Annotated in this window: 17 protein-coding genes; 8 read left to right on the top strand and 9 right to left on the bottom strand. The window is 70.9% G+C overall.

Going from position 1 to position 16,264, the window contains the following annotated elements; translation table 11 throughout:
* The first annotated feature begins 210 nt into the window (after positions 1-210).
* Positions 211-816, top strand: a complete 606-nt coding sequence (locus CCN39_RS19045) for an RNA polymerase sigma factor (RefSeq protein ID WP_086843814.1) — start codon at positions 211-213, stop codon at positions 814-816.
* Complete coding sequence (locus CCN39_RS19040) at positions 813-1,292, top strand: hypothetical protein (RefSeq protein WP_086843812.1); 480 nt, start codon at positions 813-815, stop codon at positions 1,290-1,292. Before CCN39_RS19045 ends, CCN39_RS19040 begins: the two co-directional genes overlap by 4 nt.
* Here the strand turns inward: CCN39_RS19040 and CCN39_RS19035 are convergent.
* Both CCN39_RS19035 and CCN39_RS19030 read right to left on the bottom strand, forming a co-directional pair.
* A complete protein-coding gene (locus CCN39_RS19035) occupies positions 1,289-2,056 on the bottom strand; it encodes a polysaccharide deacetylase family protein (protein WP_086843810.1) in 768 nt (255 codons plus the stop codon). The two genes, CCN39_RS19040 and CCN39_RS19035, sit on opposite strands and share 4 nt — an antisense overlap.
* Before the next feature lie 109 nt (positions 2,057-2,165).
* The gene (locus CCN39_RS19030; RefSeq protein WP_086843808.1) at positions 2,166-2,615 is read right to left on the bottom strand and encodes an SRPBCC family protein; all 450 of its coding nucleotides are present in this window, start codon (positions 2,613-2,615) and stop codon (positions 2,166-2,168) included.
* A gap of 69 nt (positions 2,616-2,684) precedes the next feature.
* Here CCN39_RS19030 and CCN39_RS19025 point away from each other — a divergent pair, with 69 nt between their 5' ends.
* Both CCN39_RS19025 and CCN39_RS19020 read left to right on the top strand, forming a co-directional pair.
* The gene (locus tag CCN39_RS19025) at positions 2,685-4,652 is read left to right on the top strand and encodes an FUSC family protein (protein WP_086843806.1); all 1,968 of its coding nucleotides are present in this window, start codon (positions 2,685-2,687) and stop codon (positions 4,650-4,652) included.
* A gap of 23 nt (positions 4,653-4,675) precedes the next feature.
* Entirely contained in the window at positions 4,676-4,879 is a 204-nt protein-coding gene (locus tag CCN39_RS19020; RefSeq protein ID WP_086843804.1) for an antitoxin, read from the top strand.
* Here the strand turns inward: CCN39_RS19020 and CCN39_RS19015 are convergent, their stop codons facing one another.
* The 3 genes from CCN39_RS19015 to CCN39_RS19005 are packed head-to-tail and all read right to left on the bottom strand — an operon-like array spanning position 4,880 to position 8,438.
* On the bottom strand, positions 4,880-5,833 hold the full coding sequence (locus tag CCN39_RS19015; RefSeq protein ID WP_086843803.1) for a prephenate dehydrogenase: 954 nt from the start codon (positions 5,831-5,833) through the stop codon (positions 4,880-4,882).
* A 50-nt stretch (positions 5,834-5,883) separates the two neighbouring features.
* Positions 5,884-7,896, bottom strand: a complete 2,013-nt coding sequence (locus CCN39_RS19010; protein WP_086843801.1) for an NADPH-dependent 2,4-dienoyl-CoA reductase — start codon at positions 7,894-7,896, stop codon at positions 5,884-5,886.
* A complete protein-coding gene (locus CCN39_RS19005) occupies positions 7,893-8,438 on the bottom strand; it encodes a PadR family transcriptional regulator (protein ID WP_086843799.1) in 546 nt (181 codons plus the stop codon). The genes CCN39_RS19010 and CCN39_RS19005 overlap by 4 nt, the downstream gene beginning before the upstream one ends.
* A gap of 104 nt (positions 8,439-8,542) precedes the next feature.
* Between CCN39_RS19005 and CCN39_RS19000 the strand changes: the two genes are divergently transcribed.
* On the top strand, positions 8,543-9,481 hold the full coding sequence (locus CCN39_RS19000) for a patatin-like phospholipase family protein (protein WP_434781113.1): 939 nt from the start codon (positions 8,543-8,545) through the stop codon (positions 9,479-9,481).
* On the opposite strand, the gene CCN39_RS18995 is transcribed toward CCN39_RS19000, so the two are convergent.
* Together CCN39_RS18995 and CCN39_RS18990 are read right to left on the bottom strand one after the other, a co-directional pair.
* Positions 9,478-10,320, bottom strand: a complete 843-nt coding sequence (locus tag CCN39_RS18995; protein WP_086843859.1) for an SAM-dependent methyltransferase — start codon at positions 10,318-10,320, stop codon at positions 9,478-9,480. The genes CCN39_RS19000 and CCN39_RS18995 overlap by 4 nt on opposite strands.
* 37 nt (positions 10,321-10,357) lie before the next feature.
* Positions 10,358-10,807: a MarR family winged helix-turn-helix transcriptional regulator gene (locus CCN39_RS18990; RefSeq protein ID WP_086843794.1), complete on the bottom strand. Its 450-nt coding sequence runs from the start codon at positions 10,805-10,807 to the stop codon at positions 10,358-10,360.
* Between the two features lie 152 nt (positions 10,808-10,959).
* Between CCN39_RS18990 and CCN39_RS18985 the strand changes: the two genes are divergently transcribed.
* The gene (locus tag CCN39_RS18985; protein ID WP_086843792.1) at positions 10,960-11,922 is read left to right on the top strand and encodes an alpha/beta hydrolase; all 963 of its coding nucleotides are present in this window, start codon (positions 10,960-10,962) and stop codon (positions 11,920-11,922) included.
* 147 nt (positions 11,923-12,069) lie between these two features.
* Entirely contained in the window at positions 12,070-13,260 is a 1,191-nt protein-coding gene (locus CCN39_RS18980; protein WP_086843790.1) for an alpha/beta hydrolase, read from the top strand.
* A gap of 7 nt (positions 13,261-13,267) precedes the next feature.
* Here the strand turns inward: CCN39_RS18980 and CCN39_RS18975 are convergent, their stop codons facing one another.
* A complete protein-coding gene (locus CCN39_RS18975) occupies positions 13,268-14,152 on the bottom strand; it encodes a serine hydrolase (protein ID WP_086843788.1) in 885 nt (294 codons plus the stop codon).
* Positions 14,153-14,342: 190 nt separating this feature from the next.
* Here CCN39_RS18975 and CCN39_RS18970 point away from each other — a divergent pair, with 190 nt between their 5' ends.
* Positions 14,343-14,966 carry a DUF4383 domain-containing protein gene (locus tag CCN39_RS18970; RefSeq protein WP_086843786.1) on the top strand — a complete coding sequence of 208 codons (624 nt, stop codon included), beginning with the start codon at positions 14,343-14,345 and terminating at the stop codon, positions 14,964-14,966.
* A 15-nt stretch (positions 14,967-14,981) separates the two neighbouring features.
* Here the strand turns inward: CCN39_RS18970 and CCN39_RS18965 are convergent, their stop codons facing one another.
* Positions 14,982-15,989, bottom strand: coding sequence for an SCO0930 family lipoprotein (locus CCN39_RS18965; RefSeq protein WP_086843785.1), 1,008 nt, complete (start codon positions 15,987-15,989; stop codon positions 14,982-14,984).
* Between the last annotated feature and the right edge of the window lie 275 nt (positions 15,990-16,264).

Below are 16,264 nucleotides of genomic sequence, written 5' to 3'. Positions count from 1 at the left end.
GCGGGTCCTTGAGGGAGGGGAGTACCGGCCGGTGCGAGTCCACGCGCGCCGGCCGGTACCTCACCGAACAGCCAGTTGCCCGGTAGTGCACGACCGACGAAGTAAGTGACCTTGATGTATCCGAGATCCACCTGCACGCTCCTTCCCCCCGAAGGACCCGCGATACTGCCATTGCCGACTCGAAGACTCTTCCGAAGAGGGGCAGATACGGTGACCGACGTGCAAACCACAGAGGTAGATCCGCCTTGGGAGGGCCTGACCGGCGCCGAGCTGCACGCTGCGTGCATGCAGGCCGCCAGAGACGGTGACCGCCGGGCGATGGCCCGCCTCGTCGAAGAGCTGACCCCGCTCGTCTGGCACGTCGCCCGGGCCAACGGGCTCGATCGCGCGGTCGCCGAAGACGTCGTCCAGACCGTCTGGCTGGCGCTGTTCAGCCAGCTCGGCAAGCTGCGCGACCCCAAAGCCCTCGCCGCCTGGCTGATCACCACCACCCGCCGCGAGGCCACCCACCCGTTCGGCCGCCGCATGCAGCCGGTGCCGCTGAGCGACGAGGTGGCCGAAGCGATGCCGAGCACCCAACCGGCACCCGAGGACGAAGCCGTCCGCGCCGACCGCGACCGCCGGGTCTGGCGCGCCTTCGTCCGGCTGCCCCAACGCTGTCAGGAACTGCTCCGGCTGACCGTGCTCGCGGGTCGCGCGGAGTACCAGCTCGTCGCCGAGGCGTTGCGCATGCCGCGTGGCAGCGTCGGCCCGACCAGGGGTCGCTGCCTCGACCAGATGCGCGATCTCCTCGCCAGTGAAGGGGGAAGCCGATGAACGACCTCGGGGCGCCGGGGGGCCAAGCCTCCTTCGGTGACGACGTGCTGCTGGCCGACATCGGCCGTTTTCTCGACGAACTGGACCCGCCACCGGGTGACCTGGTGCAGCGGGTCCAATTCGCGCTCGCGCTCGAAGACCTCGACGTCGAGGTCGCGCGCTGGGAGCGGCTGGACAACCTCGCCGGCGTCCGCGGCGGCGGCACCGGCACGATCACGTTCACCGTCAGCGACCTGACGGTGATGATCAACCTGACCAAGATGGGCAAGCTGCACCGCATCGACGGCTGGCTGGTCCCGGCCGGTCAGTACGGCGTCGAGGTCCGCGTCGCCGAGCACGGCACATCCTCGACGACGGCCGACGAAGGCGGCCGGTTCGTGCTCGACAACGTGCCGCGCGGGACGACGCAGATCCTCGTGCACCTCGGTGACGTGTCCTGCCGCCGGACGGTCGTGACGCCGACGGTCGTGCTCTAACCCAGGAAGTCGGCCAGGGGGACGGGTGTCAGCCCGTCCTTCTCGGCCTGCTCCACGAACGCGGTGTAGTCCTCTTTGAACGTCTTGCGGAAGTGCATCAGCACGATGTCACCGGGCTTGAGCTTGTCCCCGGCCTGGAACTGGACGTGCCCGTCGTTGACCGCGGCCGTCCACAGCACCGAGGCCCGCATGCCGCAGGCGGCCGCCGCGCGCAGGGTGTTCTGGTCGTAGTTGCCGAACGGCGGGCGGAACAGCGACGGGCGGATGCCGAGGCCGCGCTGGAAGTCGTCGGCGTCGTCGCAGATCTCCTTGCGCTGGAACTCGTACGGCTTGCCCTTGAGGTTCGGGTGGTCGACCGTGTGGTCGCCGAGCGTGGCGCCGGTGGCGTCGAGGATCTGCTTGAAGTAGGCCTCGTGGCCCTTCACGTACTTCTGGTTCAGGAACAGCACCGGGTGGGTGCCGTTCTGCTGCATCAGCTTCAGCGCGTCGGGGTCCTGCACGGCGCCGTCGTCCATGGTGAGGAAGACGTACGGCTTGTCGGTGGTGATCCGGCGGATGAGCGGCACCTGGCCGTTCTCGATCGCGGGCGCCTTCTGCTGGACCGTGCCGAACGGGTACGGCCCGGACGTCTTCACGTCGGGGCTCACGCCCTGCGGTGCCGGGTTCGGCTGGCTCGTGCCGAACTCCCGCTCGTCCGTTCCGTGCGTCGAACACGCTGTGAGCGCTAACGCCACCGCGGCCAAGCCGGCCACCACTCGCTTCATCCCGCGTCCCCTCTCTCGCGAGTGATCGTGAAAGACCACCCGAAAGAGTGACGTCGGGAGACGGGGTGAAGTTGCGCCGGACGATCTTCTGTGGTCCGGCGCACCCAGGTCAGCGCCGGGTTTCGGCCGCCTTGACCAGCTTGCCGGAGAACAGCCGGATCACGACCCGCAGCGTCGCGGCCAGCGCCGGACCAGTACCGCGAACCGGCTCGGTGAACGAGCCCGTCCAGCGCAGATGCGTGCCGCCGCCGGGGGCCGGCGTGAAGAGCACTTCGGCGCGGTAGTCCTTGAGCGGCTTGCCGCCGGCGAAGGCGTAGACGTGCTTGCGGCCGGGCTCGTACTCGAGGGTCTCTTCGCGGATCAGCACCGGCCACAGGCCGACCTCGCGGACGGCGCCGACGCCGTCCGGTTCGGTGGTGCCCCGCCGGGCCCAGCGGGCCTGGACGATCAGTGGCTTTCCCCACTCCGCCCAGCGCGGGCCGTCCGCTTCGAGCGCGAACAGCGCCTCCGGTGGCGCGGTGCTCGTGCGGTTGACCTCGTACGAGTACCTGCGGCCCACTGGAACCTCCCGAGTTGTTGACAGGTTGATAATTAATCCGTCTCCGGGCGCGTAGGTCAAGATGAAGGGGTGAGCACGCCGCGTCCCGACCTCGCCGCGCCGCACTGGCTGGTCCAGCTCCTGCGCAGCTCGCCGGTGCCGGTGCCGTGGAACATGGTGGCCCGGGCCGTGGTCGCGCTGGCCGTGCCGCTCGCGATCGCGTACGCGGCGGGGGACATCGCCGTCGGCGCGCTCATCTCGACCGGCGCCCTGCCCGCCGTGCTGTCCGAATCGGCCGGGCCCTACCGCTACCGCGCCCGGCGGCTCGGCGGGGCGACGCTCGCCGCGACCGCCGGTTACCTCGTCGGGCTGCTCACCGGCGGCACACCCGCGCTGTCGGTGCCGGCGGTGATCCTGGTGGCCGCGGTGTCCGCGGTGATCAGCGCGGCCGGGAGCAACGCCTCGGTGGCCGGGCTGCAGATGCTCGTGTTCTGCGTGCTCGCCACCGGGCAGCACGCGACCGGCGTCCGCGTCGAAGTCCTCTTCGGCTACTTCTGCCTCGGCGCCGCCTGGAGCTTCCTGGTCGCGCTCGTCACCTGGACGGTCCGGGCGACCAGCCCCGAACGCACCGCCGTCGCGCACGTCTACGTCGAGCTGGCCGCGATGCTGTCGGCGGCCGACGAAGCCGTGTCGCGGGTCGCCCGCCACCGGCTGACCACGGCCATGAACACCGCCTACGACCAGCTGCTGACCGCGCGGTCCTGGCTGTCCGGCCGCGACGCCGCCTACCGCCGGCTGCTCAACCTGCTCTCGGCGACGACGCCCGCGGTCGAGGCGTCGGTGGCGATGGTCAACGCGGGCCGTCGCCCGGCTCAAGAGGTCATCGACCACTTCGTCGCGCTGTCCGCGGCGGTGCTGGCCGGCCAGCCGCTGCCGCCCCCGCCGCCGGCGCCGCCCGGCGACCCCGACCCGGTCCTCGCCGCGCTCTACGCGGGCCTGGTCCGGATCGGCAAGGGCGACGACCGCAAGCGCCGGGAGCCGACGCCGTGGCACCGCCGCCTGCGGGACTGGGCGGAATCGCTCGCGTCCGGCCCGCTGACCTGGATCGCCGCGCTGCGGCTGACGCTGTGCGTCGCGATCGCCGAGGCCGTCGGCCTGCTCGTGCCGGTGGAGCGGTCGTACTGGATCACCCTGACCGTCGGCATCGTGCTCAAGCCCGACTTCGGGTCCGTGTTCGGCCGCGCGGTGCTGCGCGGGATCGGCACGGTCATCGGCGTCGGGATCGGCGCCGCGGTGCTCGGCCTCGGGGCGAACGGCTGGGTGCTGGTGGTACTCAGCGCGGTCTTCGCCGGCGGCATCGCGGTGGGGAAGGTGCGCAACTACGGCATCCAGAGCGCCTTCGTGACGCCGCTGATCATCCTGCAGATGGGCCTGTCCCACACCGGGAACTGGAGCGTGGTGCTGGCGCGGCTGGTCGACACCGTGCTGGGCTGCGTGATCGTGCTCGTCTTCGGCTACCTGCTGTGGCCGGGCAGCCGGCGTCCGCGGGTGGGCGGCCGGCTGGCCGACGGCCTGGACGCGGTCGCGAAGTACGTCTCGCACGCGCTGGTCGAGGCGTCGTCGGGGGAGGCGCGGCTGGCGCGGTCACGGGCGCGGCGCGGGGCCTACCGGGCCCTGGCCGACCTGCGGACGGCGTTCCAGCAGGCCGTCGTCGAGCCGTCCGCGCACGGCCGGCAGGCGGTGGCGTGGTGGCCGGTGATCGCCGCGCAGGAGCGGGTCGCGGACGCCGTCACCGAGGTCGGCGTCACGATCGGGCGGGGTGTGCCACCGCCGGACCCCGCCGACGTCGAGCTGCTGACGGCCGCGCTGGGGGAACTCGCGTCGGCCGTCCGGGAGCAGCGGGAGCCGCGGTCGGTGCCGCTGCCGGACGCCCCGCGGCTGTCCGGGGTGGTCGACCAGCTGGAGTCGGCGTTCGACGCCGTCCGCGGCCCCGACCTGGCCGAACGCGCGCCCCTGGGGCTCGTCCGGCGGTTCCTGCCCTACCACAGGCGCACGTGAGGATCGTGCGGTTCAATGCACCCATGGGAATCGACTTCGAAGCGTTGAAGGGCAAGGCCGAAGAGGCCCTGCGCGAGCACAACGACAAGATCGAGGAAGGCCTCGACAAGGCCGCCGACTTCGCGAAGTCGAAGTTCGCCGGCCACGACAGCCAGATCGACGGCGGCGTCGAGAAGGCGAAGGACTTCCTCAACAAGTTCGACGACACCCCGGACACCCCGCGGTAGCTACTGGACCTCGCCGGTCGCGATCCCGTCCGAGAGGCCGGTGATCCGGCCGCCGCGTTCCCCGAGAGCGATCAGGCCTTGCCGCGCGTCCGGCGCGGTCAGGCTGATCCGGACCCCGGCGCGTTCGACGTCCAGGCTGGCGGCCAGCGCTTGCGCGCCTTCGTATCCCGCGTTGATCGTGGCGGCGAGCCCGCCGGTCGACGCGAGCGAACCGCGGGCGGCGCCGAGCCGGCCGAGTGCCTCGTCGACGATCGGCAGCAGGGCGTCCCGGTTGCCTTCGGTCATCGCGCGGACCAGCTGCGGGTTCGACCCGGCGACGCGCGTGCCGTCGCGGTAGGACCCGGCGGCGAGCGACATCGCGAGCGGGCCGCCCTCGGCGCCGATGGTGGCCAGGATGGCCGCCAGCAGGTGCGGCAGGTGCGAAATCCGGGCGACGGCCTCGTCGTGCGACTCCGCCGGCAGCGGGACGACGTGCGCCCCGACGTCCAGCACGAGCTTCGCCACTTCGGCCCACGCTTCGAGGTCGGTGTCCTCCTCGACGGCGACCACCCACGCGGCGCCCTGGAACAGCGAGGCGTCCCCGGCCAGCCAGCCGGAGTTCGACGTCCCGGCCATCGGGTGCCCGCCGACGTATCGCGTGTACGGCACCCGGCGGCGGACCGCGTCCAGTACCGGCGCTTTCACGCTGGTCACGTCGGTGAGCAGGCAGTGCGACGCGTGCTGGTTGACCAGCCGCAGCAGGTCTTCGACGGCCGGGAGCGGCACGGCGAGCACGACCATCGCGTCTTCGGCCGCGGCCCGGTGCAGGGCCGCTTCGACGTCCGTCGTGACGTCGAAGCCCGCTCTGCTCGCCGCGTCGGCGTCCACTTCGGAAACCGCGGCACCCCACGCCGTGCGGCCGCTCGCGGCCGCCGCGCGCAGCAGCGACCCGCCGATCAGCCCGAGCCCGATCACGCATACGTCTCGCACGGGGCCCATCCTGCCAGTGCCGGACGCTTATCGGGCTACAGCGCGGCGGCGAGCCGTGTCCCCTGGTCGATCGCGCGTTTCGCGTCGAGTTCGGCGGCGACGTCGGCGCCGCCGATCAGGTGCACCGGGAGCCCGGCGGCGCGCAGCTCGTCCGCGAGGTCCCGCACGGGCTCCTGACCGGCGCAGACGACGACCGTGTCGACGTCGAGGAGCCGCCGCTCGCCGTCGACGGTGATGTGCAGGCCGTCGTCGTCGATCCGCTCGTAGGTGACGCCGGGGAGCTGCTCGACGCGCTTGGCCTTGAGCGCGGCCCGGTGCACCCAGCCGGACGTCTTGCCGAGCCCCGCGCCGATGCCGGACTTCTTGCGCTGCAACAGGAAAACCTGCCGCGGCGACGGCTCGGGCCGCGGTGTGCCGAGCCCGCCCGCCGCCTGTTCCGGGTCGGTGACACCCCATTCGGCCAGCCACGCGTCGAGGTTGAGCGCCGGTGAATCGGTGTGCGTCAGGAACTCGCTGACGTCGACGCCGATGCCGCCCGCCCCGATCACCGCGACCCGCGCGCCGACCGGCTTGCCGTGCTTGACGACGTCGACGTAGGACAGCACCTTCGGGTGGTCGATCCCGGGCAGCGGCGGCACGCGCGGCGCGACCCCGGTGGCCAGCACGACCTCGTCGAAGCCGGTGAGGTCGTTCGCCGTCGCGCGGGTGCCGAGGTGCAGCTTCACCCCGGTCACTTCGAGGCGCCGCTGGTAGTAGCGGATGGTTTCGGCGAACTCCTCCTTGCCGGGGATCTTCCGCGCGATGCCGAACTGGCCGCCGATCTCGTCGTCGGCTTCGAACAGTTCGACGCTGTGCCCGCGTTCGGCCAGCGCGGTCGCCGCCGACAGCCCGGCGGGCCCGGCGCCGACGACGGCGACGTGCTTCGACCGCCGCGTCGGCGCGAGCGTCAACGTCGTCTCGTGGCCCGCGCGCGGATTCACCATGCAGGACACGAGCTTGCGCTTGAAGGCGTGGTCGAGGCAGGCCTGGTTGCACGCGATGCACGTGTTGATCTCGTCCTCGCGGCCGCTCTCGGCCTTCCGGATCCACTCGGGATCGGCGAGGAACGGCCGGGCCATCGACACGAGATCGGCATCGCCGCTGCTCAAGGCTTCCTCGGCGACCTGCGGCATGTTGATCCGGTTCGAGGTGACGACCGGGATGCCCACGTGCGGCTTGAGCTTCCCGGTCACCCAGGTGAAGGCGGCGCGCGGCACCGACGTCACGATGGTCGGCACCCGGGCCTCGTGCCAGCCGATGCCGGTGTTGATGATCGTCGCGCCGGCGGCTTCGACGTCCTTGGCGAGCGCGACGACGTCCTCCCAGCGCTGGCCGCCCGGGACGAGGTCGAGCATGGAGAGCCGGTAGACGATGATGAAGTCGTCGCCGACCTTTTCCCTGGTGCGCTTGACGATCTCGACGGCGAACCGGCGGCGCTTCTCCGGCGTGCCGCCCCAGGCGTCGGTGCGCTTGTTGGTGCGCTCGGCCAGGAACTGGTTGATCAGGTAGCCCTCGGAGCCCATGATCTCGACGCCGTCGTAGCCCGCTTCGCGCGCGAGAGCGGCGCAGTCGGCGAAGGCGCGGATCTGCTGGCGGACGCCGTAACCGGTCAGTGCGCGCGGCCGGAACGGGTTGATCGGCGCCTTGATGCTCGAGGCCGACACGCTCAGCGGGTGGTAGGCGTACCGGCCCGCGTGCAGGATCTGCAGCGCGATCTTGCCGCCGGCCTCGTGCACCGGCGCGGTGAGCTGCCGGTGTTCCTTGGCCTCCGCCGACGTCGTCAGCTTCGAGGCGAGCGGCAGCAGCCAGCCGGTGCGGTTCGGCGCGAACCCGCCGGTGACGATCAGCCCGACGCCGCCGCGGGCGCGTTCGGTGTAGTACTCGGCCAGCTCGGGGAAGTGCGAAGCCTTGTCTTCGAGGCCGGTGTGCATCGAGCCCATCAGGACGCGGTTGCGCAGCGTCGTGAAGCCGAGGTCCAACGGCGACAGCAGGTTCGGGTACGAGTTCATCGGGCGTCCTTCGGGTGGTGGAGGGCGGCGAGCACTTCGTCGAACCACTCGACCTGGCCTTCTTCGACGCGGATACCGCCGCGCAGGACCAGGTACTGGTGCAGGTGCTGGCCGTCGAGGTGCGCCGGCGCGGGGAAGTCGCGCTTCTCGATCTGGCGGTAGACGTCGAGGCGTTCGGCGTGCTTCGCGCGGTGCCGGACGATCTCCTCGGCCACCTTCGCCGGATCGCCGAAGGTCGCGCCGCGGATCTTCACGGCCAGCTCGACCGGCCCGGCCGACGGGTCCGGCTCGGCCAGCCAGCGGACGAGTTCGGCGTGGCCGCCGTCGCTGACGGTGTAGACCTTCTTGTCCGGCCGCCCCGACTGCGCGACGACGTCGACGGCGACCCAGCCAGCCTCTTCCATCCGCTTCAGCACGCGGTAGATCTGCTGGTGGGTGGCGCTCCAGAAGAGCCCGATCGACTTCTCGAAGCGGCGCGTGAGCTCGTAGCCCGAACCGGCGCGCTCGGAGAGCGAGACGAGGATCGCGTGCTCCAGTGCCATCGCTCGATGGTCTTATGCAACTAGTTGCAGTGCAACGAGGCGCGCATCACTTCACCCGCCCGGGTCAGGCAAAACGGGTCGACTAATCGATCGGAACGACCAGGATGGGAGGAGTGCACCCGGTACTCGAACTGATCTCCGAACGGCTGGTGGCGGGCAGTGTCCCGGGAGAACGCACCGACGGCAGGCGCCTCGCGCTCGTCATCGAGGGCGGCAGCAGCCGCGGCACCTACTCCAGCGGCATGGTCCTGGCCCTGGACGAACTCGGCGTGACCCCGGCGCTGGACGCCGTCTACGGCTCATCGGCCGGCGCGCTGAACGGCGCCTGGCTGCTTTGCGGCCGCTCCTCGACCGGCGTCCGGACCTGGTGGAACCCGGTGGTCATGCGCCGGATCATCAACCCGCTGCACACCCTGCGCGGTCGTGCGGTGATCGACCTCGAATACCTCGTCCACCAGGTCTATTCGGTGCTGGAGCCGATGGACTTCCCGGCGATCCTGGCCAACCCGGTCACCTTCCACCCGCTGGCCACCGACGCCGACACGGGGGAGTCGACCGACCTGCACCCCTTTCTCGACGACGTCGACGCGATCAAGGTCGCGCTCGCCGCGTCGTCGTGCATGCCGGTGCTGGCCGGGCCGCCGATCCCGATGGCCGGCCGCCGGTTCGTCGACGCCGGCGTGGCCGAGCCGATCCCGTACCGCACCGCGCTCGCCCAGGGCGCGACCGACGTCCTGGTGCTGCGCACCCGCCGCGCCGACGAGCTGCCGGTGCCGCCGCCGAGGGTGCACGACGTCGTCGTGCCGCGGTTCCTGCGCCGGCAGGCGCCCGGGGCGATCCCGGCCTGGCAGGACACCTACCGGCGGGACGTCGAGGACGAAGAAACGCTGGCGAGCGACCCGCGCATCCTGAGCATCCGCCCACCGGCCGGGGCGCCGGACGTGGCGGTGCTGGAGCGCGACCCGGAGGTGCTGCGCAAGGCCGTCGACCTGGGCAAGGGGGCCGTCCTCGCCATGCTGGACAGCCTGCGCGAAGCGTCTTAAGGCTTGCGCGCGACGCCGCCGATCACCCGCGACTCGGACGGCGAGCCGGCGAACACGGTGTGCTCGTCGGGGTGCCACGCCGGGGCGTAGACGAGCCCCGGTTCCAGCATCGGCCAGCCGCCGAAGAAGCGTTCGAACTCGGCCATCGTCCGCAGGAAGCCCGGGTTGGTCGTGGTCTCGTAGTACTCGAGCAGGTCGAGCAGCGCCTGCCGCTCGTCCTCGTTGACCGGGTTCTCGTTGGTCATCTGCGACAGCACCAGCAACGAGCCGGGCGCGAGCCGCTCGCGGAAGAACCCGAGCAGCCGGTCCGGGTCCTGCTCGTCCTTGATGAAGTGCATGACCGCGTTGATCACCAGCGCGATCGGCTGCTGCGTGTCGATGATCTCCGACGCCTTCACCCGCTCCCAGAGGTCGTCCGGCTGCAGGAAGTCCGCGGCGATGGCGTGGTGGCGCTCGGGGTCGGCGGTGTCGGCGAGCAGCAGCGTCGAGTGGGCGAGCGCGATCGGCTCGTTGTCGATGTAGAGCACGCGGGTGTCCAGTTCGGGACGGGCCTCGTCGGCGACCTCGTGCACGTTGCCCGCGGTCGGCAGGCCGGAGCCGATGTCGACGAACTGCCGCAGCCCGGCGCGCACGCACTCGCGCACCGCGCGGCCCAGGAACTGCCGGCTCGTCAGGCAGTACTCGCCCATGAGCGGCAGCCGGGCGCGGACCTTCTCGGCGAAGTCGCGATCGATCGCGTAGTGGGTGTTCCCGCCGATGAAGTAGTCGTAGATCCGCGCGGCGGACGGCCGGTCGAGACTGCTGGCGACGGCCTTGAGCGCGTCATCGTGGTTGATCATGACCATCCCTTCGGGGCCCATGCTGCCACGGGAACGATCACGTCGGCGGCCACGCCTCCCGATAGGCGTTGACCGACTCCGTCAACCGGTCCAGTTCGGCGCGCATCCGGGCGAGCCCGGCTTCGTCCAGGCTCATCGCCGCGCCGATCACGTCGGGGATGTCCCGCGCCTTCTCGTGCAGCGCCTTCCCGCTTTCGCTCAGGCTGACGCGGACCGAGCGCTCGTCGTCGGCCTGCCGGTTCCGGACCACCAACCCCGCCGTCTGCAGCCGCTTGAGCAACGGCGAGAGCGTGCCCGAGTCGAGGTTCAGCTCGGCGCCGAGTTCCTTGACCAGCCGGTGGTCCTTCTCCCAGAGCGCGAGCATGACCAGGTACTGGGGGTAGGTCAGGTCGAGGTCTTCCAGGACGACCCGGTACAGCGACGTCACCGCGCGCGACGCCGAGTACAGCCCGAAGCAGAGCTGGTCGTCCAGCCGCAACGACGCCATGGCGTCCTCCTCTCTCCTGGCTGTCCATGGTGCGCGCCATCCGGCTGGTCGGCAACTTAAGTGCGCTGCATCTCATTGGCTTCAATTCAGTTGTGCACAACTGAGTTGCGAGCTACTTTCGTGACATCAGCTTCCACCCCGAGGAGGACGACATGACCGCCAACCCGCACAACCTGGCCCTCGAACCGGCCGCACAGGCGTTCGCGGAGGCCACCGACCAGCCGCCGTACCTGTTCCAGCTGCCGCCGGAGGAGGGGCGCAAGGCCGTCGACGGCGTCCAGGACGGCGAGGTCGCCATGCCCGCCGCCGAGATCGAGGTGCTGAGCGTCCCGGGCGGCCCGAACGGCGACGTCGAAACGCGGATCGTCCGCCCGGCCGGCGTTTCCGGTCCCCTTCCGGTGATCGTCTACATCCACGGCGCCGGCTGGGTGTTCGGCGACTTCCACACCCACGAGCGACTGGTCCGCGAACTGGCGGCCGGGGTCGGCGCCGCCGTCGTGTTCCCCGAGTACAGCCGTTCGCCCGAGGCGCGCTACCCGATCGCCATCGAGGAGAACTACGCCGTGGCGAAGTGGGTCGCCCAGCACGGCGCGGAGAAGGGCCTCGACACCTCGCGCATCGCGATCGCCGGCGACTCCGTCGGCGGCAACATGACCGCGGCACTGACCATCCTGGCCAAGCAGCGCGGCGACGTCACCTTCCGGCAGCAGGTGCTCTTCTACCCGGTCACCGACGCGAACTTCGACACCGCGTCCTACCTGGAGTTCGCCGAGGGCTATTTCCTCGGCCGCGAAGGCATGAAGTGGTTCTGGGACCAGTACACGACGGATCCCGCCCAGCGGGCGGAGATCACGGCGTCGCCGCTGCGCGCGTCGCTCGACGAGCTCGCGGGGCTCCCGCCGGCCCTCGTCATCACCGGTGAAGCCGACGTGCTTCGCGACGAAGGGGAGGCGTACGCGGCGAAGCTGCGTCAGGCCGGTGTGCCCGTCACCGCGGTCCGGTACCAGGGGATCATCCACGACTTCGTGATGGTGAACGCGCTGCGCGAGACGCACGCCGCCGAGGCCGCGATCACCCAGGCCGTCACGGTGCTGGCGCGGTCTTTGGCGAAGTAGTTGAGAAAACGCTGAGTGCGCCGCACGTTGCGGACCTATGACCCAACTCACAGGTCCGCAACGTGCAAGCCGGGTCAAACGTGCTATATACGCGAGTCCCGGGGGGTCCGGGTGCGCATCCGCTGCCCGCCCGGAAGGACCTTCCCCATGCACCTCAGCAGCATCCGGCTCGATTCGCCGATCACGATGGGCATCGTGGTCGCGGTGACGCTGCTGGCGATCATCGCGATCCCGTTGTTCTGGGAGCGGTGGAAGCGCAAGCTGCTGTGGCGCACCGTCACCATCCTCTGCGCGGTCGTCTCGATCGTCGTCACCACCGGCCTGGCCGGCAACATGATCGGCGGGTTCTTCCCGACGCTCGGCTCGCTGCTCGGCACCGGCGTCTACGCGGCCGACAGCATCGACGCCGAGAACCCCGAGGTCGTCCGGGAGGTGGGTGCGGCGCACGCCAAGGAGGGCAAGGGCACCGTCCTCACCAAGAAGGTGACGGGCCGGCGCACCAAGCTCGTGCGCGACGTGACGCTCTACCTTCCGCCGCAGTACTTCGACCCGGCCTACAAGAACCTGCGGTTCCCGGTGATCGAGTGGATCCCGAACTACCCGTCCGGGCCCGAGGTCGTCACCGACGGGTACAAGCTCCCGGAACAGCTCGACGCGGCCATCGCCAAGCGCGTGCTGCCGCCGGTCGTGGTGCTCATGCCGGACCCCACGGGCGTCCCGAAGATCGGCCACGACACCGAGTGCGTGGACGAGGTCAACGGCAGCGCGAACGACACGTACCTGACGGCGGACCTGCGGGAGTTCGCGATCGAGAAGCTGGGCGTGTCCACGGACCGGAAGGCCTGGACCTTCGCCGGCTGGTCGTCCGGCGGCTACTGCGCGATGAACCTGGTGACCCGCCACCCGCAGTGGTACGGCCAGGCGGTGAGCGTCAGCGGCTACGACCGCGCCCAGATGGACGCCGAGACGGAGAACCTCTACAAGGGCCGCCAGGACGTCGACGACGCCAACAACGTCGGCATCACGGTCCGCCTCCACCCGTCCCCGGTGGACATCCTCGCGATCTGGGGCGAGAAGGAGAAGTTCGAGAGCGCGGCGGCCGGGCTGATCCGCGCCGGCGTCCGGCCGCCGGTCCGGTTCCAGTCGTGGCAGGTCCCGGACGCGGGCCACAACATGAACACCTTCAAGTCCCAGATCCCCGACATCCTGACCTGGATCGGCGCTCACACGACACCGCCCGCCCCGGCGGGCAAGCAGGTCGAGACCACGGGCGGGGTGCAGCCGTGGCCGCTGCCGCGGTCGGGCGCGCCGGGCGCACTGGCGGACACGGACCAGTGAGGGCGCTTCAGCCCAGCAGCGTCGAGACGATTTCCGTGACCCGCCTCGACCCGGTCGCGTAGTCGACCTTGGAGGGGTGCTCGGTCAGCACCGCCACGATGTAGCGGTTGTCCTTGCCGACCACGCCCGAGGTGTGCAGCATCCGCGTCGGGCGGCAGCACGACCAGCCCTGCTTGACCAGCCACGGCTGGCCCGCGGCGGCGTCCGGGATGCCGAAGTACTGCCGGAAGCCGTCGGACCCGCGCTCGGTCGCGTCGCGCAGCGCGTTCAGGATCGCGGTCGACTTGCGGTTCAGCAGGTACTGGTAGATCTTCACGACGTCCGCCGCGGTGATGCGCGTGTCGCCCCAGCGCCCGGCCTCCGCGGGCGGCCGGGTACCGGTGAGGCCCAGCTTCGCGGCCCAGCGCGTGACGATCGCCGGCCCGCCGTAGGCCGACCAGAACCGGCTCGCGAGGTCGTCGTCGCTGCGGGACAGCATCCGCTGCACGTCCGCCACGGGACCGCCCTGGTCGAGCGCGGAAAGCGCGATCAGCAGCTTCACGAGCGACGCGGAGGTGTACCCGCGGTCCGCGTGCACGGAGACGGTCGCCGCGCCGGTCTCCCGGTCGAACACGACGGCGCTGACCTCGCCCTCGCGCACGATCTTGGCCAGCGCGGCGGGGTCCACCTTGGCCGGAGGCTGCTTGGGCTCGGTCTTCGGCGTCGGCGTGGCGGACGTCGCGGGCGCCGCGGACTCGGCCGCCGGGGGCGGCGTCGCGGACGTCGTCGCCGCGATCTCGGTGACCGCGATCGGCTGGGGCGCCGCGGCGTTGCTGTGACCCGCCGTCACCACCACCGCGCCGGTCGCCCCCAGGCACAGCCCCACCAGGAAGATGCCGCTCAGCTTGCGCATGCCCTGAATTGCCGGAAAGGCCGTGCGCTGTTCGCCCGAACGGGTCGGTTTGTGGGATAGCTCTCGAAGGGCACCCGAATCGGGAACGCAAGAGGGCCCTGCGGGCAAGCGCCATCGTTTCGCTCACCGTGTTCGCGGGGTACCCCAGCGCGGTGACGGTCGTCACCACCCGCTGGGAAGGACTGGAGTCATGGTTCACGCGAAAGGCGCACGCATCCGGGTCCGAGGCCTGCAGCCGGCGCAGGTGCTGGCCGGACTGGCCGGGATCGCGTTCCTCGTCGTCGGCATCATCGGATTCTCAAGGACCGGCTTCGGCAACTTCGCCGGCCACCACGACGCCGGGTTCTGGCGGTTCTCCGCCAACCCGCTGATGAGCCTGGTCCGCGTCGTGACCGGCGTCGTCGGCCTGCTGCTCGCGTTCGGCTCGGGCCGCGCGCGGACGTTCGGCTGGCTGCTGTTCATCGGCTACGGCCTGCTGTTCGTGTGGGGCCTGATGATCGACGGCCTCATTTCGACCAACCCGTTCGCCAACGCCGGCAACCCGATGGACCTCGAGCCCGCCGACACGTGGCTGCACCTCGGTGTCGCCGCTCTCGGCCTGCTGATCGCGGTCCTGCCGGCCCGCCGCACCATCCTGCTGCCCGAGGACGAGACGGCCGACGAGCCGGTCGTCGCCGAGCAGCGCACCGAGGTCATCGACCGCACCGACGGGGTGGCCGAAGAACCGCGTCGCCGGTCGTTCCTGCGTCGTGACCACAAGGGGCGAGGCCCGGAGGTCACTCGCGAAGAGCGTCCGCCGGGCCTCGCCCACTAGGAGGTTCGGGGTGGTTCAGTAGGTGGTGCCACCGGAACCGGAGGAGTCACTGGTCCCCGCACCGCTGCCGGCCGGAGCCTGCTGCTGCTGGCCGGCGGCGGTCGCCGGGTTGCTGCCGACCTTGCAGCCGGCGGGCTCGATGACGAACCAGGTGCCGTTGACGCCCTGACCGTTGGCGTCGCCCGGCTTGGTGTCCTTCGAGAAGGTGTAGACGGGCCAGCCGCCGATGGTCACCTGCTCCGAGCCGTCCTGGCGCTTGATGCTGCCGAGGAGCTTCGAGTCGATGCCCTGCAGTTCGACCTTGCCCTTGGAGAGCACCGGCGGCCAGGTCTTGGCGCAGTCACCGTTGCAGGCGGAGGCCTTCTTCTTGGTGTCCTTCTGGAACAGGTAGAGGGTCATCCCGTTCTGGTCGACGATCGCGTCGCCGAGGCCGTCGATCTTGCTGGCGCTGAGCTTGACGGCGCCGGCTTCGGACTCGCCGGCCGCGGCCTGCCCGGCCTTCCCGCCCTTGGCGTTCGCGGCGTACCAGGCGCCACCGACACCCTGACCGGTCGCGTCGCCGGGCTTGGTGTCCTTGGCGTAGCGGTAGAGCGCCCACCCGCCGACGGTGATCTGCTCGGTCCCGTCGGACCGGGTCACCTTCCCGACGGTGCTCTTGTCGACACCTTGTACTTGGACGTCCCCGGTGGCCAGCATCGGCGGCCAGGCCTTGGCGCAGTCGCCGTCGCAGTTGGACTTCGGCGGCTTGGCGGTGTCCTTGTCGAAGCGGTAGAGGGTCATGCCGTTCTGGTCGGTGAGCACCTGGCCCACATCGGCCACATCGGCGACGACCAGCTTGGTCTCGTTGGAGGCCGGAGCGGCGTTGCCGACCTGGCCGTTGTTGGCGGCCTGGCCGCCACCGGTGCCACCCGCCGCCGCAGGAGCGACAACCGGCTGAGCAGTCTCTGCACCCGAGCAAGCGGTGAGCACTGCCAGCCCGGCTGCCGCCGCGGCGACGGAGACGGCGATGCGCGTGCGAAGCATGGAAGTTCTCCTTGTGTCCGTTGGGGTTTCCCGGCCGCTCGGTGCGGCTGCTGATACCCACTACACGGACCCCCGCCGAGGGCGGTTCAAAGAATTTTCGCCGAGGTCGGTGACCGACCGGGCCGGGCGGCGGCGTAGCCCGCTGCGCGACCGGGCGGCGACGTGGCCGGGCGGTGGACCTTTGGCCCCTAGTCTGAGCCGCCGAGGGCGCGGTCGACCAGGGAGCCCGCCGCGCCGGTGTAGCCGGCGGGGTCGAGCAGCTCGTCCAGCGCGGC

It is taken from the genome of Amycolatopsis kentuckyensis (genome assembly GCF_002155975.1).
GTDB lineage: Bacteria > Actinomycetota > Actinomycetes > Mycobacteriales > Pseudonocardiaceae > Amycolatopsis > Amycolatopsis kentuckyensis.
Note: the sequence above shows the minus strand (reverse complement) of the source record. Positions and strands in the feature narration are given on the sequence as shown.